The sequence below is a fragment of the Flavobacterium sp. WC2416 genome, assembly GCF_041200095.1.
Classification (GTDB): Bacteria; Bacteroidota; Bacteroidia; order Flavobacteriales; family Flavobacteriaceae; genus Flavobacterium.
In genome coordinates this window covers 486,909-511,478 of the sequence record NZ_CP165626.1, presented here as the reverse complement: position 1 = coordinate 511,478, position 24,570 = coordinate 486,909, and the positions used below count along the sequence as shown (strand labels likewise).

Here is a 24,570-nt window from a genome sequence, read left to right as displayed (position 1 = left end):
AGGTTTTTTCTAGTTGTTAGTTGACTACAGGAACTTCTACTTCTTCATATAGGTCTGCACCAGCAGTATCTTTTCCTTTATAAAACTTAAAGATATAGGATCCAGTATTAGTTACATAAAAATTAAAAGAAACTTCAGATAATGCAGGGATTTCTGTGGTACATATTTCATTGTTTTTTACAGCGGTCTGAATAGCTATTGTTCTTACATTTAAATCTTTGTTATAATAAATTCCTTGAAAAATGTGACAGGCAGTGGGTTTTTGATATTTTAGTTTTATTTCATAAGTCTCCCCAAGCTTAAAATTCTCAGGTAGAGTATAACTATTAACGGGTAGTACTTCGTAGTTATAAGTATCTTGATTACCATTATCAAGGCTACATCCTGTTACAGTGGTAATTAACAGGATAAATAACGCAAACTTTTTCATTTTTTTACTATTTTTTAAATTTATAACAGACACATTCACTAGATAAGGATGAGCTTGTTTTTAATAGATAATAAATTTTGAAAAAGGTTGCGTATAGAAATAAAAAAACCCGAAAATTTTCGGGTTTTAGTTTTTTATGCTTCTGCTAATTCTTTTATTCTAGCTTTAATTTTTACTTCGAGTTCATCAGCTAATTCTGGATTGTCTTTTATTAAAGACTTAACAGCGTCACGCCCTTGTCCTAATTTGGTTTCGCCATAACTAAACCAAGAACCTGCTTTTTTGATGATTTCAAATTCAACAGCTAAATCTAAGATTTCTCCTGTTTTTGAAATTCCTTCACCATACATGATATCAAATTCAGCAATTTTGAAAGGTGGTGCAACTTTATTTTTCACCACTTTTACTTTAGTTCTGTTTCCAAGAACATTATCACCGTCTTTAATTTGAGTTGAACGACGGATGTCTAAACGTACCGAAGCATAAAACTTCAATGCATTTCCTCCCGTTGTAGTCTCTGGATTTCCAAACATTACTCCAATTTTCTCTCTCAACTGGTTGATGAAAAATACAGTACAGTTTGTTTTGCTAATTGTTCCTGTTAATTTTCTTAAAGCTTGAGACATTAAACGGGCATGAAGACCCATTTTAGAATCTCCCATTTCACCTTCAATCTCACTTTTTGGTGTCAATGCAGCAACCGAGTCAATTACAACAATATCAATAGCGCCTGAACGAATCAAGTTCTCTGCAATTTCTAACGCTTGTTCTCCATTGTCAGGTTGAGAAATAATTAAGTTTTCGATATCTACTCCTAATTTCTCTGCGTAATTTCTATCAAATGCGTGTTCAGCATCAATAAAAGCGGCAATTCCACCTGCTTTTTGTGCTTCAGCAATAGCGTGAAGCGTCAAAGTAGTTTTTCCAGATGATTCTGGACCGTATATTTCTATAATTCTTCCTCTTGGATACCCACCAACTCCTAATGCTAAATCGATTCCTAAAGATCCAGAAGAAATGCTTTCCACTTCTACTATCGCTTTATCCCCCATTTTCATTACAGTTCCTTTTCCGTATGTTTTATCTAATTTGTCAAGCGTCAATTGTAGCGCTTTTAATTTTGCTTCTTTCTCTGTACTCATCTTCTCTTTTACCTTTTCTTTCATTTGTATTATTTTATCGCTCTAAGAAATTTGGAGAACCTGTTAGATTGCTACAATTTTCATTTTTTTAAATTTTTATGCTCGTAAAAATACTTCTTTTTTTAATTAAATTTTTCACTTTCAAGAAGTAAATACAGTTTTTACATGAACAAGGCTTTTAACTCTGTTGCATCTTCTGGTTTTATTTTTCCTGCCAAAAGTAAACTCAGTTGCTTGCGTCTTAAAGCAGCATCAAAACGTTGTTTTTCCAGCTCAGTCTCGGGGATTATTTGTGGCACTTCTACAGGTCTTCCAGTGTCATCCACCGCGACAAAAGTATATATGGCTTCATTAGCTTTGGTTTTGTTTCCAGATTCTCTGTCTTCTACCCAAATATCAATATAAATTTCCATAGAACTTTTGAACGATCTAGATACTTTGGCCTCAACCGTAACCACACTTCCTAATGGAATGGCTCTGTTAAAAGCCACATGATTTACTGATGCTGTCACGACGATTCTTCGAGAATGTCTACGCGCAGCAATGCTGGCAGCACGATCCATTCGTGCCAATAGTTCACCACCAAAAAGATTATTCAAAGGATTTGTTTCACTTGGTAAAACTAAATCGGTCAATGTTGTTAAAGATTCTGAAGGATGTTTAGGTGTCATATTTTTTTATAAATGTAAATAGTGTTTTTAATTTTTAATTCAACCAATATACTGCCATTATAGCTGGGATAAAATAAATAACAATGGTTCTGGCTCCGTCATAATCTTTTGCTAAACGTTGTCCAAAAAGCAACATTATTAAAGTAATACAAGAGAAAACAGCGCCATAGAACCCAAATAAACGGCCGTTGTTTATTAATAATTCGATACATCCTACAATGCATAAAATTCCTGAAATTAATTCTAATATCAGAATGTTTAATAAGGCTAAAGGCACGTGGTTTTTTAATTGTGTTTTTGCAAAATGTTCTTTCAACCAAGTCACATTATCTTTCCAATAAAAGAGTTTGTCATACCCAGATTGAATAAATGAAATTGCCAGAAAAACTAAAATTAAAATAGAAGCAGCGTTGTTCATATTGTTATTTTTTATGGATTAAGCGGGTAAGTTTAATAGATAAATCGGTTAATATAATTTTTGCATTTCCGTTGCGTTCCACGTGATACATGGCATCCGAAAGTTCCTTGAAAATATCATGAATGTTATTGCCATTGACAAATGGAGCAAAATTCTCGAGTTTAAATTTATCAACTTTGGGCTCAAAATAAACCAAATTGGGCGTTTCATAGTTAATCAATAAAGCCTGGCGGAACATTTCGATACAAAACTCAAGAAATTTCTTCTGAGTTTCTCTCCCTAAACCAGCTATTTTTTCACTCCAAAGAATTAAATCTTGAATAGCAGCGGCATTTCCTTTTGCTTTAAATGCAGCTCGCACCCATGTAACAAACCATTGTTCAAATGGAAATTCATCATTGTCATCACGTAATAAATGTAAGGCAAGATTATAATTGCCTTGTGCTTGATGGGCAATTTTTGAAGCTAACTTTGGATCTACTTGTTCACGAGAAACCAATGCTTCTGCAATTATGGGTTCGCTTAAACCGTTAAAATGCAAAATCTGGCATCGAGAACGTATGGTTTGAATTATGTCTTCTTCGTTTTCAGAAATTAAAATAAATACTGTTTTTTCTGGTGGCTCCTCTAGTAACTTCAATAGTTTATTAGAGGCAGCAATATTTAATTTATCAGCCATCCAAACAATCATAATTTTATAACCACCTTCGTATGATTTTAAAGACAACGATTTTAAAATTTCTTGAGCGTCATCAACTCTTATTTCTCCTTGTTTGTTTTGAACTCCCAAAACAGCATACCAATCGAAAAGACCTCCGTAAGGATTTTGCAAAACAAATTGTCTCCAATCTGCAATAAAATCAAGGCTTTTTGGGCTTTTCTTTACTGCATCTGTGGTTACAGTAGGATAAGCAAAGTGTAAATCAGGATGGGATATTTTTTGGAATTTCAGATTGCAAGATTCATTAGAACCGCAGTTCTCCCCATTTTGATTGTTGCATAAAATGTATTGTGCATAAGCAATCGCCATAGGTAAAGTACCACTTCCTTCTGGACCAACAAATAATTGTGCATGAGGTATTCTACCAGAATCAGCACTTTTTGTCAGATGGTTTTTAATGTGTTCTTGTCCTAAGATTTGAGAAAATTGCATAAAGCAAAGATAGAAGAAATTGGGTTAGTCAAAAATTTTAAAGAAGCAAAGTTTTAATTCTCAAAATTGAGGAAAAGCTTGTTTAAAATTAGGTCTAATTTTACTTTCTATCAATGGGATCCTTTTAGAAATGAATGTGTTTACCGCAATTATTGCAGTTTTCACCGCAATAATTAGAATTTTTACGATTAGAACCCTAGATTTGAGTGGATAAGTAGTATTCATGAAAAAAACGATTTCTTTTTACGCATTGCATTTTAGTCTATGTCTTGCATTCATGGTTTTGCCCTATGCATTTACTTCATCGGGAACCGTTTTAAGCTTGCCAGATTTGGTAAGTAATGGTCATGATAGAATTTATTTTCTTATTTATTTTTTGTTGCTTATTTTCTTTTACCTCAATTATTATTATTTGATCCCTAAGGTTTATTTTTCAAATAAACTGATTCTATACTTTTCAATAATTATCTTTTTTTTAGTTTTTTTTCTTTTTATTTCTAAATTTTTTGACCATCCAGAACGTAACTTTCTTGATTTCGGGCAGGGAATTCATCCTAAAGATGGTTTTCTACCACCAAAATATATGGGGACGCCGCCTTTGATGGAGGGCGGGCCACCTACTCAATATGGCCATACGATTTTAGTCTATTTGATTGGTGTAATTTCCAGTTTGTTATTTGCGATTAATATTCGTTTACAAAAAGTAGAAAAAGATAAAATGAAATCGGAATTGTCTTTTTTGAAAGCACAAATTAACCCCCATTTTTTGTTTAATACCTTGAACAGTATTTATGCTTTAGCTATTAAAAAAGATGATAAAACGGCTGATGCTGTTGTGCAATTATCAGAACTCATGCGTTACATAATTACAAATGCAAATGATGATGTAATTGCTTTGGACAAGGAAATAAACTACATCAATAACTTTATTCAACTCCAAAAAACGCGTTTAGGTAATACCGTACAGGTTGATTATTCAATCGAAGGAAATACATATGGAAAATGTGTTACACCACTTATCTTGATTTCATTTATAGAAAATGCTTTTAAACATGGTGTTAATCCAAATGAAGACTCACAGATTGCTATACAAATTACTATTATTAATGATTATTTGACTTTATTTGTTTCCAATAATAAAGTACAATCAAAAAAATCAGACAGTGGCATTGGATTGCAAAATACAATAGAAAGATTGTCCCTTTTGTACCCTAATAATCATGTTTTGACAATTGATGATAACCTCAAAAAATATAGTGTAACTTTAACTATCAAAGTAGGATGATTAAAGCCATTGCTCTTGATGACGAACCTTTAGCACTCGATATATTGCAAAGTTTTTGCAACGATATTGAGTATATTGATTTGCAAAAAACATTTGCAAAATCGGAAGATGCTTTTAAATATTTAAAAAAGTATCCAGTTGATTTATTGTTTTTAGATATCAATATGCCGTCCATTTCGGGGATTGATTTTTATAAAAAGTTACCAAATAAAGTGATGGTAATTTTTACAACTGCTCATTCTGAATATGCAGTCGAAGGATTTACTTTAAGTGCTACTGATTATGTTTTGAAACCTTTTTCTTTTCCAAGATTCGAACAAGCGGTTGAAAAAGCATACTCACAATGGAAATTGCAAAATCAAGATCCTGAAAAACTATATCTTTTTATTCGGGCTGATTACAGTTTAAATAAAATTCTTATTTCTGATATTTTATATGTAGAAGGATTAGACGATTACTTGAAAATTCACTTAGAAAATCAAAAGACAATTGTGGCCAGAATGACTTTGAAAGCACTACTCCAAAAATTGCCTGTACCTGAATTTATAAGAGTGCACCGTTCTTATATTGTCCCTATTTCTAAAATTGAAAAAGTAAGAAATAAGATAATTTACATCAATCAGGAGGAAATTCCTGTAAGTGCCAGTTATGAATTGGCTTTTTTTACTGCAATTCATAAGGAATAAAAAATCATTTTAAAAGAATAAAACTATTACATTATTGTATTTTATGTTAGTTTACCTCATAAAATCATGCTGTTACCTCATAAATTTCAGGGATTCTTTCCATTTAAATACTTTTATTGAAAACAACAATAAAATCATTTAGAGATGGAAAGAAAGCAATTTTTAAAAGGATTGGGATTTGCAGGTTTAGGCGCTTTGACTATTCCAGTAATCAAAGCTTGTAGCAGTAATAATACTAATGCATCAACATCTGACACAACCCAAGCAACCGATACTAGCGGATCAACTTCTACAAGTAGTTGTTCTGTTACTTCATCTGAAACAGCAGGGCCGTTTCCTACAAAATCACCTTCTTCATTGGTTGCTACAAACATTGTTAGTGATAGAACTGGCATTGGATTTACAATCAACATAACAATCAACAATACAAATGCCAGTTGTGCTGCTTTGGCTGGAGCAATTGTAGACATTTGGCATTGTGATAAGGATGGGTATTATTCAGAATATGGAGGAACAGGAATGCAATCAGCTGACTTTACTTCGGTTCATTTTTTAAGAGGAAGACAAACCACAAACGCAAATGGTAAAGTTAGTTTTACTTCTGTTTTCCCAGGATGGTATAGCGGTAGAGCTACACACATACATGTCCATGTTTATAACTCTTCAGGAACTTCTTTACTAGTTACTCAAATTGCGTTTCCTGAAGGGTCAAATTGCGCCGTAGTTTTGGTAAATACTTCATCTGCCAATGGCTATACAAAAGGGATGTCAGGTTATACATATAACAGTTCTGATAATGTTTTTTCGGATGGAGTGGCCAATGAATTGTCAACAGTTACAGGAAGTGTTGCTGAAGGTTTTGTGCTTGAGCATGCTATAAATGTTGCTGGTTAAAATGAAGGAACAAAGTCAAGCTCAAATATACAAATCGGAATTAAGAGGACTTTTAATTTCAGATGGGGATAATTGTCTGTCTACTTTCAATTTTGGTACTTATTATGATGACTTTAGAAAACCGTTTGGCTTATTACACGTTTTAAATGAAGAAATTCTTTTGCCTCAACATTGTTCTAAAACAAGTATAGAAACGGATACTGAAATAATTATTTTACCATTATTTGGAGGTGTTGAATACAAAGACAGTCTAGGAAACGAGGATTTCATTAGAGTTGAACAAATAAGGAGTTTTTCTGCTGAAAAAGGAATGTCATTTGAGCTTTTTAATCCTTATGGAGTGGAGAATGTTAGTTATTTACAAATTTGGATTAAGTCCGGAAAACAGGATTCAAAAACTGGGTTCAAACAATTTGATTTTGATTTGAACCAAAAAAACCAATTGATTTCATTATTCAAAACTGCAAATAGTTTTGGTTTTATTGGAAATTATGAAGGTAGGATCGAAGGACTTTATCAGTTGAAAAACAAATCAAATGGCGTTTTCATTTTTGTGATTAGTGGCGCATTCGAAATTGATAATCGATTGTTGGAATCCAGAGACGGATTGCATTTGCTAAAAACAGATTCTTTTGAATGGGAAGCATTATCCGAAAATGCTCTTTTTTTGCTGTTAGAAATACCATTAGATAAAGAACTGATTTATGAATAATATTAAAATCCGATTAGCCTATCGATTGGTAATTGACAGCGCTTCGACTTTTATCTGGGACAAATATGTTCATGAAGATACATTCAAGGAATATTTCATGCAACATCAACAATTCAATTCTAAGGAAAATCCTAAAAATACCTTTCGGGAGTTGCTTTCAGAAAATGAAAAAGCCAATCAATTGCATTATTTAGTTGGGATTGCAGCTAGCAATTATGTAGACCAGCTCAAAGGGAACTTTCATCGGGTTACTGATGTATTGGGAAATCAATATTTCCCTTTTACAAATTATCAATTGGATATCATTAATACAGATTGCACTGACATCGTAAAGCACAAAATAGGCATAACGTTTTATTCTCCTGTTTTGGCGTATTTAGGCATGGTTGAGAAAAACTATTTGGTTTCAAAAAACAGTACTGACTGCAATGAATTTGACACGATTATGTTTCCAGCGCAACCTAATTTAGCTATTTGTTTTTACAAAGAAGAGTAAAAAAAACAGGTATCTACACTTGATAAAGTCTTTCTTATTTTAAAACGAGATAAGAGCGGATTTTTTTTATACGATCAATTTTATGATCATCATTTTTTCTTTTTAAGTATTTTTTGATGATATAAAAAGTAAAAGTCGGATTTATTATTAATTTACATCGATTTCGTTGTTAAAAATCTTAATTTTTTAGTTTTTTCAAATTTAATAATAATCTAAAAGTTCTATATTTGTTACTCTTTCAAAAAAACAAACTAAAAAAGAACCTGATGAAGACTTTAAACGATTTTGATTTCAAAAATAAAAAAGCAATAATACGCGTTGATTTTAACGTGCCTTTGGACGAAAATTTTAATGTGACTGATGCTACTCGTATCGAAGCAGCAAAACCTACAATTGATACTATTCTTGCTCAAGGTGGAAGTGTAATCTTGATGTCACACTTAGGAAGACCTAAAGGAGTTGAAGAAAAATATTCTTTGAAACATATATTAAAAACAGCTTCAGATATTCTTGGAGTTCCAGTTCAATTTACTTCAAATTGTATTGGTGAAGAAGCGAAGAACGCTGCTGCAAACTTAAAAGCAGGAGAAGTTTTATTATTAGAAAATCTACGTTTTCATGCTGAGGAAGAAGCTGGAGATGTTGCTTTTGCAAAAGAATTAGCTTCACTTGGAGATATTTATGTAAATGATGCTTTTGGAACAGCACACAGAGCACATGCTTCAACAACAATTATTGCACAATTTTTCCCAACAGAAAAATGTTTTGGAGCATTATTAGCAAAAGAAATTGAAAGCTTAAATAAAGTTTTAAAGAACAGTGAAAAACCAGTAACAGCAGTTCTTGGAGGTTCTAAAGTTTCTTCTAAAATTACAGTTATCGAGAATATTCTTGACAAAGTAGACCATATGATTATTGGTGGTGGAATGACTTTTACTTTTGTTAAAGCATTAGGAGGAAAAATTGGAGAATCTATTTGTGAAGATGACAAACAAGAATTAGCATTAGAAATCTTGAGATTGGCTAAGGAAAAAGGAGTTCAAATTCATATTCCTGTAGATGTAGTTGCTGCGGATGATTTTTCAAATACAGCAAATACTAAAATTGTGGATGTAAGAGAAATTCCTGATGGATGGCAAGGTCTTGATGCAGGTCCAAAATCATTGGAAAACTTCAAAAAAGTAATATTAGAATCTAAAACGATTCTTTGGAACGGACCTTTAGGTGTTTTTGAAATGGAAAGTTTTGCTAATGGAACTATCGAATTAGGAAACTTTATTGCAGAAGCTACAGAAAATGGTGCTTTTTCACTTGTAGGTGGAGGAGATTCAGTTGCAGCAGTAAAACAATTTGGTTTTGAACATAAAGTAAGTTACGTATCAACAGGTGGTGGTGCAATGTTAGAAATGCTTGAAGGTAAAGTATTGCCAGGAATAGCTGCAATTCTAGATTAATAAATACATTTTTAACAATATTTATTGAATTTTTTAGTTCTAACATATTAAGTTTGTAAAAAAATGGCGTAGTAACCATTTATAATTAAGGATGTTGACATAAAAAAGCATGAATATAAAAAATACCACAATAGCATTTTTACTATTGCTATCGATTCCTTTGTTTTCGCAAGAAGTTGCTGAAAGCAAAGGAATTGTTGTTATAGAAAACAATTTATCTTATCTCGATTCTATCAAAAAAACCTTTGTCAATGATGAAATGGCGTCTTGTGTAGATAGTTTATGGATGAAAGAATTGACAAATCTTGATTTGTATAATGACATTACAAATGATATTGAAAACATAAATATTGATGAAAAAGTAGATTATGAATTGCCAACTGAATTGTTGAAATCGCGATTGGAGGCCATGAATGCAAAATCTCCTTTTAGAATTGAATACAATGAGAGTCTTGAAAATGTAATTCGGTCTTTTCTAAAGTACAGAAAAAAATCATTTGAAAAGTTGATGGCTATTTCGGATTATTATTTCCCCATGTTTGAAGAGGCTTTTGCTAAAAAAAATGTCCCGTTGGAAATCAAATATTTAGCAGTGGTTGAATCGGCATTAAACCCAAGAGCCGTTTCAAGAGTAGGAGCAACGGGTTTATGGCAGTTTATGTATCAAACAGGAAAACAGTACAATCTAAAAATTGATTCTTATATCGATGAGCGCAGTGATCCTCTAAAAGCGACTGCTGCAGCAGCACAATACATGGCTAATATGTATGCCATTTTTGGCGATTGGGAGCTGGTATTAGCTTCTTATAATTCTGGTCCAGGGAATGTTTCTAAAGCAATACGAAGATCAGGAGGAAAACAAAACTATTGGAACATTCGAAAAAATCTTCCTAAAGAAACACAAGGGTATGTTCCTGCTTTTTTAGCAACTATGTATCTTTATGAATACCACAATGAACATGGAATCAGACCTGATAAAGCGCTAGTGCAGCGTTTTGAAACGGATACCATTTTAATGAAAAAACAAATGTCCTTTAAACAAGTTTCTGATTTATTGGATGTGCCTGTCACTCAACTTCAATTGTTAAACCCGTCTTATAAGTTAAATGTAATTCCTTTTTATGGAGATGAAAACCATTATTTAAGATTACCCAAAGAAAAGATTGCACTATTTACTTCAAATGAAGATAGAATATATGCCTATGTTCAACACGAATTAGATGGTAGAGAAAAACCTTTTCAAAACTCAAGAGCAATTGTTTCTAAAGAAGAAAATACAGATGGAAGAACTCAAACAATTACACATACAATAACCAAATATTATAAGGTAAAACGTGGAGATAATTTAGGTAATATTGCTGATAAATATGATGTCGCTGTAACTGATTTAAAAAAATGGAATAAACTAAGAAGCAATACCATTTCCTATGGTAAAAGTTTAAAAATTATCTCAACAGAAAGCATTGTAAAAGTAATGAAGAAAGAACCTGAAGTAGCACCAATTTCAAGAGAAACTATTTTAGAAAACCAAAGAATTGCTTCCATGAAATTAAAAATTAAAAAAGAAGTAAAATCGGATAGTTTATCACCTAATAATACTTCTTTTTATGTTGTTCAAAAAGGGGATAATTTAAATGTGATTGCTGAAAAAAATAATGTTTCGATTGCAGATATTAAAGAATGGAATCATCTTTCAGCATCCACAATTCAACCTGGAAAATCACTACAAGTCTCGGCTACTATAGTAGAAGAAACCAAAGAAGAGGTAGTCGCAATTACACCAGAACCAGCAGCGTTAAAAGACATTAATTATACGGTTCTAAAAGGGGATAATCTTAGTATTATTTCAAGAAAATTTGGAACAGCAATAGCTGACTTAAAAGAATGGAATAATTTATCGAATCAAAATATAGCTGTTGGAAGTTCTTTGATTGTGGCCAAAAATGAAGTAGCCATTACTACCGATAATGCAACAGCAAGTTCGTTTAAGAAAAAAGATAATTATTCGAAAGCTTCAGTAAACAAAGCAATTGATTATTATGTTCAAAAAGGGGACTCTTTGTATAGCATTTCAAAAAAATATCCAGGAGTATCCGTCTCAGATCTTAAAAAATGGAATGATATTCGCACTGAAGGAATTAAACCTGGAATGAAATTGAAAATTAATGGATAATACAATAATCTTCAATAAATTTGGGTTTGAATTCATAATTGAATCATAATGAACAAAAACCATTTATTATTTCTACTTATTATTCTCGTACTGATTTTTTCTTGTAAAAAGAAAGATGATACAATTCCACGTAAAACTACAGGTGCTATCAATACTATTTCAGTAATTATTGATGATCAATTATGGAATGGTGAAGTAGGTGACAGTGTCAGAAATAAGTTTGCTTCACCAGTTATTGGACTGCCACAAGAAGAACCTCTTTTTACTATAAATCAATATCCAGTTAAACTAATGGAGGGATTTATGACGGACAGTCGCAATATTATCGTTATAAAAAAAGGCGAAAAAAATAACTTTGAAATAAATAAAGACCAATATGCTTCACCTCAAAATGTATTCCATATTTCTGGTAAAACGGGAGGAGATATTATTGCAATTATTCAAAAGCACAGCCCGGAAATAATCAAACTAATTCGTAAAACTGAAATTGAAGAATGTCAAAGGATAAATAAAAAATCACTACTAGACCCTAAAATAATTACTGATAAATTCCATATAAATTTAGAGGTTCCTACCAGTTATCAATACGTAATACAACAGGAAAACTTTATATGGTTGAAAAAAGAAATTATAAGTGGAAATACAAGTTTGTTACTTTATCAAGTTCCTATAAATGCACTTAAGAAAGGAAATAACCTAGTTACAAGTATCATAAGTATGCGCGATTCTATTGGAGGATTGTACATTCATGGAAAAGAACCCAATACGGATTTAATTACTGAGGAAGCGTATGCACCATATTTTTTCAAGATAAAACTAGACGGCAAAGTAGCTTATGAAACAAAGGGAACATGGGAATTGAAGAATGATTTTATGTCGGGTCCCTTTATTAATTATGCGATTATAGATGAAGAACACAACAGAGTTTTAGTTTTGGAAGGATTTAGTTACTCCCCTTCAAAAGAAAAAAGAGATCTAATGCACGAGTTGGAGTCTATTATTAAATCAGTTAAAATTATTAAATAACAATTTGTTAAATTCGCGATTTTAAATTTTATATTCACACTCAAGATAACAATTACCAATGACAATAGAATGGAAAATAAAGCCTTTTGACGCACTTTCAGTTCATGAGCTATATGATTTACTAAAATTAAGAAGTGAGATCTTTGTAGTGGAGCAAAACTGTGTTTATTTGGACCTTGACGGCAAGGATAAGATTGCATTGCATCTTTTTGCGGAATATGATGGTAAAATTGTGGCACACGCTCGCCTTTTTAAAGCAGGAATTAGTTTTGATAATGCTTCAATAGGTAGAGTAGTTGTAGATGCAAATTATCGCGACAGAAAATGGGGGCATGATTTAATGCGAGAAGCAATTGCTGGAATTAAACAACACTTTAACCAAAGTAAAATTACGATTGGTGCTCAATTGTATTTAAAAAAATTTTATGAAAGTCATGGATTTGTTCAAACGAGTGAAATGTATTTAGAGGATGATATCCCACATATAGAGATGACAAAGGATTAAATCTTAGTAATTAAAAACTCCACTCTACGATCAACCGCTTCCCCTTTTCCCAAGGGGAATTTGTTTCCACAACCTTTATAAGTCATTCGAAGGCTATTGACATTTTTTGAAATTAAATACCAGAATACAATTTTGGCCCGATTTAAAGACAATTTTCTTTCGTTGGTTGCCCGATCAATTGCATCATAATAGTAGCTGGGAGTACAGCACACATGACCTCTAATTTCAAATTCAATATTTTTGTTTTTCTGAAGTTGTTCGGCAATCTTATCCAACTCCTTTTTTGAGTTTGAACTTAATTTACTACTTCCAAGTTGAAATAGGATATTTTCAAAATAAATACGATCACCTACACTATGCTTCTCTTGAATAGAATTATAAATTCCTTTTCCAAAACTATTTTTTTTAACTATTAATAAATCTACACGTCTATTTTTGGAGCGAATTTCTGCTAAGTTTGCGAAGACATCTTCTGTTATTATTACGCGCCCTTTTCCTTCAATAATTAAAATTTTATTTTTATTAAATCCATGAGAAGTGAGTACTGCTTTTACAGTGTTAACTCTGTCTTCGGATAATTTATAGTTATAGTCATTATTGCCTCTATCGTCACAGTAGCCATAAATTTGTATGGATTCTATAACTGTGGTATCCGCTTTTATGACAAAATCAAGAATGGCTTGTTCTTGTTGATTGTCAATACTATATTTATCAAAATCAAAATAGATTGTTTCGACTTTTTTTTCTTGCGCAAAAAGACAACCAAAAGACAGTAATGTAATTAACTTTAAATAGTTGAGCATTAAATTTTCAGGATGTTTTTATAGTTTGTGGTATTGTTTAAAATGTCGATTGATTTTTGAATTTCCGAATTGTTTTTTATATAATATTGATAAAATCCTTCTTGATATTGATATCTTTTAATGATTTCTTCAACAATAATTTTTTTAATTTCTTCTTTATTTTTGTCTAATTGTGTTTCTTCACTCTTTTGAAGAGCATTTAGTAATTGTTGATATTCAGTACTAATAGTATCGTCAATTTTTTCTTTTTTGGCTACAGCCAAAGTATTCTTTAAAGCCAATTCTGTTTCCGTATCAAAAGAGAATTTTTCTGCTTTTAAAAACAGTTTGAAATCTTGATAATCGGCATCAGTTATAGTGGGGATTTTATCTCCTAGATTTGGATTCTTATAATAATAACGAGTTACATAATTAAAGATACCATCATTTTTTAGTAAAGCATCAGTGATAACACTAGTGTTTGATTCTTTAAGTTCGATATCAGGAGAAACGCCTCCACCATCATAAACCGTTCTTCCTTTACGTGTTTTAAAAGCATTGTAATTTTTTTCAGAAGTTCTTGTTGCTACTCCATTTTTGTCTTTATGTGCATAGTCTAATGCTTGAATGCAACGGCCTGACGGAGTATAATAACGAGAAATAGTTACTTTTAGCTGGGTATTGTAGGTCAAATCAATTGGTTTTTGCACGAGTCCTTTCCCAAAACTTCTACTCCCCACAATAACGGCGCGGTCTAAATCTTGTAAGGCTCCCGAAACAATTTCAGATGCTGATGCACTTCTTCCGTTTACAATAATAACTAATGGAATTTGAGTGTCTACAGGGTCAAAAGCGGTTTTATAAGTGTTGTTGTGGTTTTCAATTTTTGATTTTGTAGTGACAATGACTTCATTTTTTGGTACAAATAAATTACAAATGTTCACGGCTTCATTTAAAAGCCCGCCTGGATTTCCTCGTAAATCTAAAATGATTCTTTCGGCACCTTGTCTCTTTAGTGATTCTAATGCTTCTTTGGTTTCATTAGATGCTTTTTTGTTAAAATGAGCTAAAACAATATAGCCCGTTTTTTCATCTATTTTGGTGAAGAAGGGAACTGATTTGATTTCAACTTCGTCCAAAATAATCTGTGCCGTATTCACCTTACCTTGACGGATGTATTTGATGTCAATTTTGGTGTTTTTTGCCCCTTTTAATAATTGTGAAGCATCCTCTTTGAATTCAGATAAAAGCACATCACCTATTTGTATAATTTCATCTCCAGGTTTGAAACCTGCTTTATCGGCAGGGAAATTTTTATAGATTTCTTTAATTATTAATTTATCTTGTTTTCGAGTAATTAAAGCGCCTATTCCGGTATATTCGCCAGTGTTGTTTATTTTAAATCGTAATACATCTTGCTCATTGAAATAAACAGTGTAAGGGTCAAGACTGGCTAGCATGCCTTTGATAGCGCTATCCATTAACTCTCCCGGATTTGTTTCGTCCACATAATTAGTGTTCAATTCCTTGAAAAGAGTAGTGAATATTTCTATTTGCTTCGCAATTTCAAAAAAATCGTTTTTGAAACTCGCACCTACAAATATAAAGGCCGAAGCGACAATAGGGATGATGTATTTTTTTTTGAAAAAAGGGGCCATAGCATTTAGATTCTAACTTTAAAGATTACTAAATTAAGCAATAATAAATTCATTTATGTAGTAAACTGTATGTTCATTTTATTTGAAAAAAGAAAAATTATCCCGTAATAGAATCATTCCCATTTTCATGGGTTTCTTTTTTTGCAGTTTGAGCTATAAACTTCTCAAACAATTGAATTGTTTTGGTATTGATTTCTTCGAATGATAGGCGGTCTTTGCTTTGGTAAAAAAACATAAAAGCATAGGGTTTATCTAAACTATCAATAAGGAGATGCTTGTTAAGGCGGTAGGTTTCCCGGAGCACTCGTTTGAAATAATTTCGGTCAACCGCTTTTTTAAAGTGCTTTTTCGAAACAGAAACGCCCATTTTTATTTTTTGAGCATCAACGGTGTCATCTGCATAGTAAACCAATCGTAAAGGGTATTTGGAAACCGATTTCCCTTCAGAAAACAATAATCCAATCGTAATTTTACTTTTAAGTTTTTCGTTTTTGGAATAAGTGAAGTTCATTTCTATAAAAAAAGGCAAAGATTTCTAAAAAGCAAAGGTACAATTAAACCCGAAACCTATTATTGTTTAGGAATTAAATACCACTAAAAATATATTTATTACTTTTGTGTCTAATTTATTTAGCATGCAAAAACTGATTTCGTATCCCATATCCGTCATATATTATTTGTGTTTTGGTCTTACGTTGGTTGTGTTTCATCCTATTCAATGGGTTTGTTTTAATTTATTTGGATATCAAGCCCATAAAGTGAGCGTTGATTATCTAAATTTTTTTTTACTCAAATGCACAAATCTTTTAGGGACAACCTACAAGTTTGAAAATCTGGATAGCATTCCTGAAGGAGTTCCATTAATATTTGTATCCAATCATCAAAGCATGTATGATATCATAGCGATGATTTGGTTTATGCGTCGTTTTCATTGTAAGTTTGTCAGCAAAAAGGAATTGGGTAAAGGAATTCCAAGTGTTTCGTATAATTTAAGACACGGAGGTTCAGCGCTTATTGATAGAAAAGATCCAAAACAAGCCATACCAGCAATTAAAGGATTATCTGAGTATATTGAAAAAAACAATCGTTCAGCTGTAATTTTCCCTGAAGGAACACGAAGTAAAACGGGTCATCCAAAACCGTTTGCACAAAGCGGACTAAAGATATTGTGCAAGTATGCTCCATCGGCTTATGTAGTTCCAATAAGTATAAATAATTCATGGAAAGTGGTGAAATATGGTTTTTTTCCACTTGGTTTAGGAAATCGCCTTACCTTTGTAATTCATAAGCCTTTAAAGGTTAGTGAATTTAAATTTGAAGAGATCATAGAAAAGGCTGAAAGCGCCATAGTAAAAGGAATAAAATTTTAATTTATATAAAATGTCAATAAAAAACATTAGATTAGAAGTAATGCAGTTTTTAGAAAAAAACGTGGCAAGCTATGTTGATCAGTATTTAATACCTGTTGAAGAAATATGGCAACCCTCTGATTTTTTACCTAATTCTGAAAGCGATAATTTCTTAGAAGAAGTAAAAGAGTTACGTGAAATATCTAAGGACTTACCTTACGATTTCTGGGTAGCAATGGTAGGAGATATGATTACCGAAGAGGCTTTGCCAACCTATGAAAACTGGTTAATGGAAGTTGAAGGTGTAGATAATCTAGAGAGAAACGGTTGGGCCCAATGGGTTCGTCAGTGGACAGGTGAAGAAAACCGTCATGGAGATTTACTAAATAAATATTTGTATTTATCTGGTCGTGTAAATATGCGCGAAATTGAAATGACAACACAGCATCTTATCAACGACGGTTTTGATATTGGTACTGGTAGAGATCCTTATAAGAACTTTGTTTACACTAGTTTTCAAGAATTAGCTACTTATGTTTCTCACAATAGAGTTTCTCAATTAGCGAAAAGCTATGGAGATAAAAAATTAGCTAAAATGTGTAAAATGATTGCTGGTGACGAAATGCGTCATCACCATGCGTATAGTGAATTTGTAAATCAGATTTTCAAAATTGATCCTAGCGAAATGATGCTTGCTTTTCAATACATGATGAAAGCTAAAATTGTGATGCCAGCGCATTTCTTGAGAGAATCAGGAGCAAAAATTAGTTCTGCTTTTGAATTATTCTCTGATTCAGCACAACGTATTGGGGTTTACACAGCTAATGATTATGTCGAAATCATGCAAAAATTAATTGACAAATGGGAAATTGATAAAATCTCAGGTTTAACGGATGAAGCCGAGAAAGCGCGTGATTACTTGATGAAACTACCAGCAAGAATGGCTAGAATTTCGGAAAGAATTGTAATTCCTCAAGAAACTCATATTTTTAAATGGGTTGAACCTGCAAGATTATAGTCTTTATGACTGAATAGATAGATTCAAATATATAAATGTTGATTTTTAAAGTGTTAAAACTTTGAAAATCAACATTTTTTTTAAAATTATAAAAAATGAACAACACAGATATTATTAGTAAAACAATCGCTTTTGTAAAAGAAAAACTCAATAATGCTGAGGGTGGACATGACTGGTTTCATATCGAAAGGGTGTATAAGAACAGTATATTGATTGCTAATGAGGAATCTTGTGACTTAACTGTGGTGAAATTAGGAGCGTTACTTCATGATATTGCCGATAGCAAATTTCATGGCGGTGATGAAACAATAGGCCCCAAAACGGCACGAACATTTCTAGAATATGAAAATGTAGATGAATCTATTATTGATCATGTTGTAAAAATCATTGAAAACATCTCTTTTAAAGGTGGGAATTTTGAAAAGAATTTCTCGTCTTTAGAATTGGATATTGTTCAAGATGCAGATCGTTTAGACGCTATTGGAGCTATTGGAATCGCGAGAACGTTCAATTATGGCGGATTCAAAAATAGAGCGCTGTATGACCCTAATATTGCTCCAAACACAAAAATGAATAAAGAAGAGTACAAAAATAATGAGGCTCCAACAATCAATCATTTTTATGAAAAATTATTACTCTTAAAAGATAAAATGAATACTCCTTCAGGAAAAGCCATTGCAACAGAAAGACACCGTTATATGGAAGGGTTTTTGTCCCAGTTTTATGCGGAATGGGATGGGGAAAAATAATGATTCATGAATGAAGATTAACGATTTTTGATTGCTGATTGAAATCAAAAATCGTTAATTAAAAATCGAATATCTTAAATAATCCCTTTTTCTTTCATTTCGATTATTACATCCGACGCATTTTTAAAGGTAGGCGCTTGTTCAATAATACTTCCAACCCTTTTTTTATTCAGTTTAAAAGTGATGTCATTTTCGGTTGTGAATAATAAAGCAGTCAAAAATGGATTGTTCATATAGGGAAACAAAATTGCATAGGCATCTTCCAAAGTGTGAAAACTTTCCACTTCTTCTGTTTTATAACGAGCCATAAGCGAAAGTGTGTATCCACCTTCATCTAATAAAACGGGTCGTATATAAATATTTTTCAATTCGGTATCACCTATGGTTTTTGCCAAAGTTAATTTGGCATAAGTACCTTCTTGAATGCTTTTTTTTACGCTTTCCCAAAAAAGGGCAAATATTGGTTCGTATGACATGAGTTTATTTTTAGGTTTGATTTTCTCAAAAAGGGAGAGTGCAAAATTAGGTTTTGTAAGTGAAAAGAGGAATGTATTCTATGAAAACTTTGTTTTTATAAATAGAAAACCGCAGATTCATAGCTTTATATTCTGTGAATCTGCGGTTTATTTTCAAATGTAAAGATTTACTCTCCAGTAAAAACGGCTTTTCTTTTTTCTAAAAAAGCAGTAGTCCCTTCTTTAAAGTCTTCGGTTCCAAAACATTTTCCAAAGGATTTTATTTCTGTTTGAAAACCATTTTCTCCTTCTTTATAATTTGCATTGATTGCATTGATTGCCATGCTAATTGCTACCGGAGAATTTTTCATGATTTTTTGAGCTATTCCATTACAGAAATCCAAAAGGTCCGCTTGAGAAACGATGTGATTCACTAAGCCTGTTCTGTATGCTTCATCAGCGTTAACCATTCCTGCCGTCATAATCATTTCCATGGCACGTCCTTTACCAATCAATTGTGGCAAACGTTGTGTACCTCCATAACCTGGGATAACTCCTAGAGATACTTCTGGCAAGCCCATTTTTGCATTTTCTGATGCTACTCTAATATGACAAGCCATAGCGAGTTCTAAACCGCCACCTAAAGCAAAGCCGTTAATGGCTGCTATTACTGGGATTTTAAGGTTTTCAACAAAATTAAATAAAGTGTCTTGTCCTTGAGCTGCTAACTGAACTCCCTCTTCCACAGAAAAATCAGCAAATTCAGCAATATCTGCTCCAGCGACAAACGCTTTTTCTCCGCTACCAGTCAAGATAATTACTCTTATATCGTGACTTTTTTCAAATTCTTGAAATGCTTGATGCAATTCTTGAATAGTCAATCTGTTCAGCGCATTCAACTTTGTAGGGCGGTTAATCGTTATGGTAGCAATATTATTTTCGGAAGTAATAAGTAGGTTTTCGTAGCTCATTGTAGTACATTAAGAGTTAATTATTGGTAAAGAAACCGTAAAAGTAGTTCCTTGTCCATATTCTGTTTCAAAGGTAATTGTTCCTTTATAATTTTCAATAATATTTTTGATAATACCAAGACCTAATCCCATTCCACTATTTTTAGTAGTAAACTTAGGTTCAAATATACGGCTAATATCCTCAGGTTTAATTCCTATTCCATTATCCTTAACCATAATTAATACTTTATCATTATCTCTTTTAACCGTTACATGCACTGTTTTGTCATCTTGTTGTTCTGGAATAGACTGAATGGCATTTTTAACCAAGTTGGTTATAATGCGGATGAGTTGTGTTCGGTCAATTTTAGATATGATCTCTGGAGATTCACTTTTAAAAACAATCTCCTCTTCATTGAAAATATCTAAGGTCAATTCGACAACTTCAACAACATTCAACGTCTCGTTTTGCTGCGCAGGCATAGAGGCAAAATTAGAAAAAGCAGAAGCAACAGCGTTCATAGTATCAATTTGCTGGATTAATGTTTCTGAATAATCATTCATTTTTTGTTTAACATCGGCAGCGGTTGGGTCAAATTTTCGTTGAAAACTTTGTACCGTTAATCTCATAGGAGTCAACGGATTTTTGATTTCATGAGCCACTTGTTTGGCCATTTCGCGCCAAGCTTCCTCTCTTTCACTTTGTGCCAGTTTTACAGCACTAATTTCTAGTTCGTCCACCATTCGATTGTAAGCCGTAATCAATAAATTTATTTCTTTGCTGCTAGCTTCTAATACAATTTTCTTGTTTTTTTGATTCAAACTCGTTTCGTATAATCGGTCAGAAATAGTCTTTAACGATTTTGTAATGTAAGAGGAAAGAAAGTAAGCTAATGCAAAGGCAACAATTAACATGAAGGAATATACTTGGCCTAAACGAATGAGGAAACTATTTAATTCCTTGTCATAAAATCCGTCATCTTCCAGATAAGGGAGGTTTAAAATCCCTAACGGCTTGAATTTATCGTCCTTAATTTGTGTAAAAGAAGACCGGTTTTTAACTCCATTTACGGTCTTTATGTCTACATATCGCTTTTCAATTGAAGACCGAACTAGTTTTAGAATGTATTTAGGAATAGGAGGAGAAACGCTATCCACCGAAAAGGATTCTTTGGATGATTTTAATAGCTTTCCGTCTAAACTGTAGATGTTTATTTCAATATTATGAATGTGGGCCAGTTCATGGATTTTATCTTTGAATATTAAATCTAAATTCTCTGTAGTCAAAGGATATGTAGTAGTGGAAAGGACATAATTAATATGCTCACGTACTGCATTTTCTTTGCGTTCTAATCGCTCTTGATGGTATTCTTTGGCTTCGTTTTTAAATTGGATTATTGAAATAGAAGCAAGTAAAACAGAGGCTACAATTATCAATACGATCATCGAAAGAAAAATTCGAATTCGCAGTGAAAGCATAGATAATTTGAACCCCTTTAGCATAATTATGATTGATTTTTTTCTCGAATTTTTTTATAAAATTTAAATCCTAACATGATTAAAATTGAAAATAAAAAAATTCCAACAACACCATAAATCCAATTGACCGCATTTTTTAGAACAACTAAAAAGACTACTGCAAAAAGGATGATTGTAGCTCCTTCATTCCAAAGGCGCATAAAATTTGTTGTATATTTTACTTCGTCGTTTTGCAATTGCTTGAATATTTGATGGCATTTTCCATGATATAAATACAATACAAATACAAAGCCAAGTTTTACATGCATCCAAGGCATTTGCAACCATGATTTTCCTAAGTCTGTAAAAAGCAACATCCAAAATGCAAATATACTCGCTAAAATTGCTGACGGCCAAGTGATGATATACCACAGACGATACGTCATTATTTTATACTGTTTTTGTAATATTTCTTTTTCTGGAGAAGGTTTCTGAGCGGCTTCAATTTGGTATACAAATAACCGAACAATGTAAAATAAACCTGCAAACCAAGTGATTACAAAGATGAGGTGTAAGGATTTTAGATAATTATAATATTCCATCTTGATTTTTAATCGATTTAAGATTGATTTCTTTTTTTAAAAAATAGCCTGTAAGTAGTGTTGACAATACGTCTGCAATTGGAAAGGCAACCCATACTCCAAAAATACCGAAAAAATTTGGTAGTATGAGTACTAATGGAATTAAGAAAAATCCTTGTTTGCTTAATGTCAACAATAAAGCTTTTTTTGCTTTTCCTACAGCTTGAAAATAGGCTGCGCCAATTAACTGTATCGCAATAATGGGTGAAGCGGCAAAAACCCATCGTAAAGCATTGGGAGTTTCTGCAATTACTTTTGGATCTGTAGTGAAAACTGCGACAATTGGTGTTGCATAAAACAAGATGAAAACAAAAATAATAGCTGCCAAAAGTGCGGCGTATTTAATGGAAATTTTTATGCTTTCTTCTACTCTGCTATAATTGCCGGCACCATAGTTATACCCAGCAATGGGAAGGAAACCTTGGGTAATTCCTAAAATAGGGAATAAACAAAACATGAGCATTCTACTGATTATTCCATAAATAGCAATGGCGTGTTCACCACCATAGGTGTATAAAGTATGGTTGAGTATAATAGATAAAATACTGACTACGCCTTGTCTTGAAAAAGTGACAAAACTAAGTTCTGTAATTTCTTTTATAATGGGAAAGTTGAATTTAAAATGCTTCTTTTTAAGTTTTAATTCACTTTTAAATACAAAAAACCAAAGTACAAACAAGAAACACATAAAGTAGGATATGGCTGTAGCCAAAGCTGCACCATGCATTCCTAAATTCATAATTTTTATAAAAAGAATGTCCAAACCAATGTTTACAAATGCGGGAATTATCATAGCAAACATCGCAAATTTTGCTTTTCCTTCGGCTCTTATAATATTATTTCCCATCATACAAAGTGCTAAAAAAGGCACAGAAAATATAATGGGGAAGAAAAATGCTGTTGCAGGTGCTACAATGGCGCCCTTTGCTCCAAATAACAATAACATCTCACTGCTAAAAAAAATACCAATTACTACAAAAAGTGAGGACAATAGAAAAGTCATCAAGATTTGATTCGCAAAAGTAAGTAATGCTTTTTCTTTATTATTGGCACCCAAAGCTCTGGAAAGTACGGAACCGCCACCTACGCCAATAGCCATTCCTAAAGAGGAAATTAAGAAAGTAATGGGTAAGACGACGGTTACAGCCGCAATAGCTAATGAACCGATCCATTGGCCTACAAATATGGTGTCAATTAATATATTAACTGACATAAAGAGAATACCTATTGATGCAGGAACTGCTTGCTTAATCAAGAGTTTCTTTATGTCTTGTGTTCCTAATTCATCGGCAGTTACAGCCATTTAATAGTTTAAATTTTTTGATATTGCCCAATTGTTAATCCATTTACTTACCGTACCGCACCATTCATCTCCATCATTTAAACAAGGGATTGCAAGGAACTCTTCTCCTCCATGTTCTTTGAACTGGTGGTTGGCTTCCATGGCAATTTCTTCCAGTGTTTCTAAACAATCGGATACAAAAGCGGGTGTTACAACTGCTAGTTTTTTGATTCCTTTCTCGGGCATTTTGTTTACTTCAACATCAGTGTATGGAGTAAGCCATTTGTCTCCTGCTAATCGCGATTGAAAAGTTTGGCTGTATTTTCCTTCTGGAATACCCAATAATTTTACAACTTGCTTTGTCGTTTCATAACATTGGTGACGGTAACAAAATTCATGAGCTGGAGAAGGAGTATTACAGCAAGAACCGTCAATTGTACAATGGGATTTGGTAACATCTGTTTTACGAATGTGACGCTCTGGAATTCCATGATAAGAGAACAATAAATGATCGTATTCAAAATTAGCCAAATGTCCTTTTATAGAATCCGCTAGGTTTTGGATGTAATCAGGTTTATTGTAAAACGCAGGTACCGATGTAAATTTCATTTCTGGGAAATGTTTTTTACGTAATTCCTCAGCAAGTACTAGTATTGTTGTAGTTGATGCCATTGCATGTTGTGGGTACAAAGGGAAAAGCAACACTTCAGTCACGCCTTTATCACGTAATTCTTGAAGTCCAGATAAGATGGATGGGTTTCCATAACGCATCGCTAAAGAAACGGGTATTTCGACTTGTTGTTTTACTTTTGCAAACATTCTTTTAGAAATGACAACTAATGGAGAACCTTCGTCCCACCATATTTTTGCGTAAGCAGCAGCCGATTTTTTAGGTCTTGTTTGTAAAATAATTCCGCGAACTAATAATGCTCTCAATAAAAACGGAACGTCAATTACGTATTTATCCATTAAAAATTCATCTAAATAGGGTTTAACGTCTTTGGGAGTGGGACTTTCGGGAGAACCTAAATTTACTAATAATACACCTTTCATAAATTATATAATTTTTCATTGTTGTCATTGCTTCGCCAGTTCGGGTAAAACCTCGTGTTCGAAGAATGAGGAATTTGTTTCGTAAAAGTAACTAAACTTACTTTTTTATAAATTAGGATTAACTATTTTT

General features: G+C 32.6%; 26 protein-coding genes. 12 read left to right on the top strand and 14 right to left on the bottom strand.

The window, feature by feature from the left end; genetic code table 11:
• Positions 1 to 16: 16 nt before the first annotated feature.
• The 5 genes from AB3G39_RS02245 to AB3G39_RS02225 form a co-directional block, all read right to left on the bottom strand.
• Positions 17 to 430: a hypothetical protein gene (locus AB3G39_RS02245; protein WP_367772781.1), complete on the bottom strand. Its 414-nt coding sequence runs from the start codon at positions 428 to 430 to the stop codon at positions 17 to 19.
• 134 nt (positions 431 to 564) lie between these two features.
• Positions 565 to 1,572 (bottom strand): recombinase RecA, encoded by a 1,008-nt coding sequence (recA, locus tag AB3G39_RS02240; RefSeq protein ID WP_367774081.1) that lies wholly within the window; start codon positions 1,570 to 1,572, stop codon positions 565 to 567.
• A gap of 161 nt (positions 1,573 to 1,733) precedes the next feature.
• Positions 1,734 to 2,243, bottom strand: a complete 510-nt coding sequence (locus tag AB3G39_RS02235; protein ID WP_367756245.1) for an acyl-CoA thioesterase — start codon at positions 2,241 to 2,243, stop codon at positions 1,734 to 1,736.
• Positions 2,244 to 2,277: 34 nt separating this feature from the next.
• The gene (locus tag AB3G39_RS02230) at positions 2,278 to 2,661 is read right to left on the bottom strand and encodes a DoxX family membrane protein (protein WP_367772783.1); all 384 of its coding nucleotides are present in this window, start codon (positions 2,659 to 2,661) and stop codon (positions 2,278 to 2,280) included.
• Positions 2,662 to 2,665: 4 nt separating this feature from the next.
• Entirely contained in the window at positions 2,666 to 3,814 is a 1,149-nt protein-coding gene (locus AB3G39_RS02225) for an ATP-binding protein (protein ID WP_367772785.1), read from the bottom strand.
• 223 nt (positions 3,815 to 4,037) lie between these two features.
• Between AB3G39_RS02225 and AB3G39_RS02220 the strand changes: the two genes are divergently transcribed.
• The 9 genes from AB3G39_RS02220 (at position 4,038) to AB3G39_RS02180 (ending at position 13,045) form a co-directional block, all read left to right on the top strand.
• Positions 4,038 to 5,099 (top strand): sensor histidine kinase, encoded by a 1,062-nt coding sequence (locus AB3G39_RS02220; protein WP_367772787.1) that lies wholly within the window; start codon positions 4,038 to 4,040, stop codon positions 5,097 to 5,099.
• A complete protein-coding gene (locus AB3G39_RS02215; protein ID WP_369765901.1) occupies positions 5,096 to 5,785 on the top strand; it encodes a LytR/AlgR family response regulator transcription factor in 690 nt (229 codons plus the stop codon). The genes AB3G39_RS02220 and AB3G39_RS02215 overlap by 4 nt, the downstream gene beginning before the upstream one ends.
• Positions 5,786 to 5,929: 144 nt before the next feature.
• Complete coding sequence (locus AB3G39_RS02210; protein WP_369765900.1) at positions 5,930 to 6,679, top strand: intradiol ring-cleavage dioxygenase; 750 nt, start codon at positions 5,930 to 5,932, stop codon at positions 6,677 to 6,679.
• 1 nt (position 6,680) lies between these two features.
• The gene (locus tag AB3G39_RS02205) at positions 6,681 to 7,391 is read left to right on the top strand and encodes a pirin family protein (RefSeq protein WP_369765899.1); all 711 of its coding nucleotides are present in this window, start codon (positions 6,681 to 6,683) and stop codon (positions 7,389 to 7,391) included.
• Positions 7,384 to 7,887: a hypothetical protein gene (locus tag AB3G39_RS02200; RefSeq protein WP_367772795.1), complete on the top strand. Its 504-nt coding sequence runs from the start codon at positions 7,384 to 7,386 to the stop codon at positions 7,885 to 7,887. Before AB3G39_RS02205 ends, AB3G39_RS02200 begins: the two co-directional genes overlap by 8 nt.
• A gap of 266 nt (positions 7,888 to 8,153) precedes the next feature.
• The gene (gene pgk, locus AB3G39_RS02195; protein WP_367756251.1) at positions 8,154 to 9,341 is read left to right on the top strand and encodes a phosphoglycerate kinase; all 1,188 of its coding nucleotides are present in this window, start codon (positions 8,154 to 8,156) and stop codon (positions 9,339 to 9,341) included.
• A gap of 109 nt (positions 9,342 to 9,450) precedes the next feature.
• A complete protein-coding gene (locus AB3G39_RS02190) occupies positions 9,451 to 11,514 on the top strand; it encodes a LysM peptidoglycan-binding domain-containing protein (protein WP_369769666.1) in 2,064 nt (687 codons plus the stop codon).
• Positions 11,515 to 11,562: 48 nt separating this feature from the next.
• Positions 11,563 to 12,540: a DUF4837 family protein gene (locus AB3G39_RS02185; protein ID WP_369765898.1), complete on the top strand. Its 978-nt coding sequence runs from the start codon at positions 11,563 to 11,565 to the stop codon at positions 12,538 to 12,540.
• Positions 12,541 to 12,598: 58 nt separating this feature from the next.
• Complete coding sequence (locus AB3G39_RS02180) at positions 12,599 to 13,045, top strand: GNAT family N-acetyltransferase (protein WP_367756257.1); 447 nt, start codon at positions 12,599 to 12,601, stop codon at positions 13,043 to 13,045.
• On the opposite strand, the gene AB3G39_RS02175 is transcribed toward AB3G39_RS02180, so the two are convergent.
• From AB3G39_RS02175 to rnpA, 3 genes are all read right to left on the bottom strand, one after another.
• Positions 13,042 to 13,848 carry an OmpA family protein gene (locus AB3G39_RS02175; RefSeq protein ID WP_367772803.1) on the bottom strand — a complete coding sequence of 269 codons (807 nt, stop codon included), beginning with the start codon at positions 13,846 to 13,848 and terminating at the stop codon, positions 13,042 to 13,044. The genes AB3G39_RS02180 and AB3G39_RS02175 overlap by 4 nt on opposite strands.
• Positions 13,848 to 15,485: a S41 family peptidase gene (locus AB3G39_RS02170; protein ID WP_367772805.1), complete on the bottom strand. Its 1,638-nt coding sequence runs from the start codon at positions 15,483 to 15,485 to the stop codon at positions 13,848 to 13,850. The genes AB3G39_RS02175 and AB3G39_RS02170 overlap by 1 nt, the downstream gene beginning before the upstream one ends.
• A 97-nt stretch (positions 15,486 to 15,582) precedes the next feature.
• The gene (gene rnpA, locus AB3G39_RS02165; RefSeq protein WP_367756263.1) at positions 15,583 to 15,996 is read right to left on the bottom strand and encodes a ribonuclease P protein component; all 414 of its coding nucleotides are present in this window, start codon (positions 15,994 to 15,996) and stop codon (positions 15,583 to 15,585) included.
• Between the two features lie 124 nt (positions 15,997 to 16,120).
• Between rnpA and AB3G39_RS02160 the strand changes: the two genes are divergently transcribed.
• From AB3G39_RS02160 to AB3G39_RS02150, 3 genes are all read left to right on the top strand, one after another.
• On the top strand, positions 16,121 to 16,855 hold the full coding sequence (locus tag AB3G39_RS02160; protein WP_367772807.1) for a lysophospholipid acyltransferase family protein: 735 nt from the start codon (positions 16,121 to 16,123) through the stop codon (positions 16,853 to 16,855).
• A 10-nt stretch (positions 16,856 to 16,865) separates the two neighbouring features.
• Positions 16,866 to 17,852, top strand: coding sequence for an acyl-ACP desaturase (locus tag AB3G39_RS02155; RefSeq protein WP_367756267.1), 987 nt, complete (start codon positions 16,866 to 16,868; stop codon positions 17,850 to 17,852).
• Between the two features lie 95 nt (positions 17,853 to 17,947).
• Positions 17,948 to 18,601 carry an HD domain-containing protein gene (locus AB3G39_RS02150; protein ID WP_369765896.1) on the top strand — a complete coding sequence of 218 codons (654 nt, stop codon included), beginning with the start codon at positions 17,948 to 17,950 and terminating at the stop codon, positions 18,599 to 18,601.
• Between the two features lie 74 nt (positions 18,602 to 18,675).
• On the opposite strand, the gene AB3G39_RS02145 is transcribed toward AB3G39_RS02150, so the two are convergent.
• The 6 genes from AB3G39_RS02145 to hemH all read right to left on the bottom strand — a co-directional run bounded on the left by AB3G39_RS02145 (position 18,676) and on the right by hemH (position 24,440).
• A complete protein-coding gene (locus tag AB3G39_RS02145) occupies positions 18,676 to 19,077 on the bottom strand; it encodes a hypothetical protein (protein ID WP_367772811.1) in 402 nt (133 codons plus the stop codon).
• 167 nt (positions 19,078 to 19,244) lie between these two features.
• The gene (locus tag AB3G39_RS02140) at positions 19,245 to 20,027 is read right to left on the bottom strand and encodes an enoyl-CoA hydratase/isomerase family protein (protein ID WP_367772813.1); all 783 of its coding nucleotides are present in this window, start codon (positions 20,025 to 20,027) and stop codon (positions 19,245 to 19,247) included.
• 9 nt (positions 20,028 to 20,036) lie between these two features.
• A complete protein-coding gene (locus AB3G39_RS02135) occupies positions 20,037 to 21,452 on the bottom strand; it encodes a PAS domain-containing sensor histidine kinase (protein ID WP_367774083.1) in 1,416 nt (471 codons plus the stop codon).
• Positions 21,453 to 21,511: 59 nt separating this feature from the next.
• Positions 21,512 to 22,066 carry a CopD family protein gene (locus AB3G39_RS02130; RefSeq protein WP_367772815.1) on the bottom strand — a complete coding sequence of 185 codons (555 nt, stop codon included), beginning with the start codon at positions 22,064 to 22,066 and terminating at the stop codon, positions 21,512 to 21,514.
• On the bottom strand, positions 22,053 to 23,408 hold the full coding sequence (locus tag AB3G39_RS02125; RefSeq protein WP_369765895.1) for an MATE family efflux transporter: 1,356 nt from the start codon (positions 23,406 to 23,408) through the stop codon (positions 22,053 to 22,055). Before AB3G39_RS02125 ends, AB3G39_RS02130 begins: the two co-directional genes overlap by 14 nt.
• A complete protein-coding gene (gene hemH, locus AB3G39_RS02120) occupies positions 23,409 to 24,440 on the bottom strand; it encodes a ferrochelatase (RefSeq protein WP_367772819.1) in 1,032 nt (343 codons plus the stop codon).
• Positions 24,441 to 24,570 lie beyond the last annotated feature (130 nt).

Excerpts from the sequence above, each read along its gene's own strand:
- AB3G39_RS02245 (WP_367772781.1), bottom strand. The coding sequence starts at position 430 with ATGAAAAAGTTTGCGTTATTTATCCTGTTAATTACCACTGTAACAGGA.
- recA (WP_367774081.1), bottom strand. The coding sequence starts at position 1,572 with ATGAGTACAGAGAAAGAAGCAAAATTAAAAGCGCTACAATTGACGCTT.
- AB3G39_RS02235 (WP_367756245.1), bottom strand. The coding sequence starts at position 2,243 with ATGACACCTAAACATCCTTCAGAATCTTTAACAACATTGACCGATTTA.
- AB3G39_RS02230 (WP_367772783.1), bottom strand. The coding sequence starts at position 2,661 with ATGAACAACGCTGCTTCTATTTTAATTTTAGTTTTTCTGGCAATTTCA.
- AB3G39_RS02225 (WP_367772785.1), bottom strand. The coding sequence starts at position 3,814 with ATGCAATTTTCTCAAATCTTAGGACAAGAACACATTAAAAACCATCTG.
- AB3G39_RS02220 (WP_367772787.1), top strand. The coding sequence starts at position 4,038 with ATGAAAAAAACGATTTCTTTTTACGCATTGCATTTTAGTCTATGTCTT.
- AB3G39_RS02215 (WP_369765901.1), top strand. The coding sequence starts at position 5,096 with ATGATTAAAGCCATTGCTCTTGATGACGAACCTTTAGCACTCGATATA.
- AB3G39_RS02210 (WP_369765900.1), top strand. The coding sequence starts at position 5,930 with ATGGAAAGAAAGCAATTTTTAAAAGGATTGGGATTTGCAGGTTTAGGC.
- AB3G39_RS02205 (WP_369765899.1), top strand. The coding sequence starts at position 6,681 with ATGAAGGAACAAAGTCAAGCTCAAATATACAAATCGGAATTAAGAGGA.
- AB3G39_RS02200 (WP_367772795.1), top strand. The coding sequence starts at position 7,384 with ATGAATAATATTAAAATCCGATTAGCCTATCGATTGGTAATTGACAGC.
- pgk (WP_367756251.1), top strand. The coding sequence starts at position 8,154 with ATGAAGACTTTAAACGATTTTGATTTCAAAAATAAAAAAGCAATAATA.
- AB3G39_RS02190 (WP_369769666.1), top strand. The coding sequence starts at position 9,451 with ATGAATATAAAAAATACCACAATAGCATTTTTACTATTGCTATCGATT.
- AB3G39_RS02185 (WP_369765898.1), top strand. The coding sequence starts at position 11,563 with ATGAACAAAAACCATTTATTATTTCTACTTATTATTCTCGTACTGATT.
- AB3G39_RS02180 (WP_367756257.1), top strand. The coding sequence starts at position 12,599 with ATGACAATAGAATGGAAAATAAAGCCTTTTGACGCACTTTCAGTTCAT.
- AB3G39_RS02175 (WP_367772803.1), bottom strand. The coding sequence starts at position 13,848 with ATGCTCAACTATTTAAAGTTAATTACATTACTGTCTTTTGGTTGTCTT.
- AB3G39_RS02170 (WP_367772805.1), bottom strand. The coding sequence starts at position 15,485 with ATGGCCCCTTTTTTCAAAAAAAAATACATCATCCCTATTGTCGCTTCG.
- rnpA (WP_367756263.1), bottom strand. The coding sequence starts at position 15,996 with ATGAACTTCACTTATTCCAAAAACGAAAAACTTAAAAGTAAAATTACG.
- AB3G39_RS02160 (WP_367772807.1), top strand. The coding sequence starts at position 16,121 with ATGCAAAAACTGATTTCGTATCCCATATCCGTCATATATTATTTGTGT.
- AB3G39_RS02155 (WP_367756267.1), top strand. The coding sequence starts at position 16,866 with ATGTCAATAAAAAACATTAGATTAGAAGTAATGCAGTTTTTAGAAAAA.
- AB3G39_RS02150 (WP_369765896.1), top strand. The coding sequence starts at position 17,948 with ATGAACAACACAGATATTATTAGTAAAACAATCGCTTTTGTAAAAGAA.
- AB3G39_RS02145 (WP_367772811.1), bottom strand. The coding sequence starts at position 19,077 with ATGTCATACGAACCAATATTTGCCCTTTTTTGGGAAAGCGTAAAAAAA.
- AB3G39_RS02140 (WP_367772813.1), bottom strand. The coding sequence starts at position 20,027 with ATGAGCTACGAAAACCTACTTATTACTTCCGAAAATAATATTGCTACC.
- AB3G39_RS02135 (WP_367774083.1), bottom strand. The coding sequence starts at position 21,452 with ATGATCGTATTGATAATTGTAGCCTCTGTTTTACTTGCTTCTATTTCA.
- AB3G39_RS02130 (WP_367772815.1), bottom strand. The coding sequence starts at position 22,066 with ATGGAATATTATAATTATCTAAAATCCTTACACCTCATCTTTGTAATC.
- AB3G39_RS02125 (WP_369765895.1), bottom strand. The coding sequence starts at position 23,408 with ATGGCTGTAACTGCCGATGAATTAGGAACACAAGACATAAAGAAACTC.
- hemH (WP_367772819.1), bottom strand. The coding sequence starts at position 24,440 with ATGAAAGGTGTATTATTAGTAAATTTAGGTTCTCCCGAAAGTCCCACT.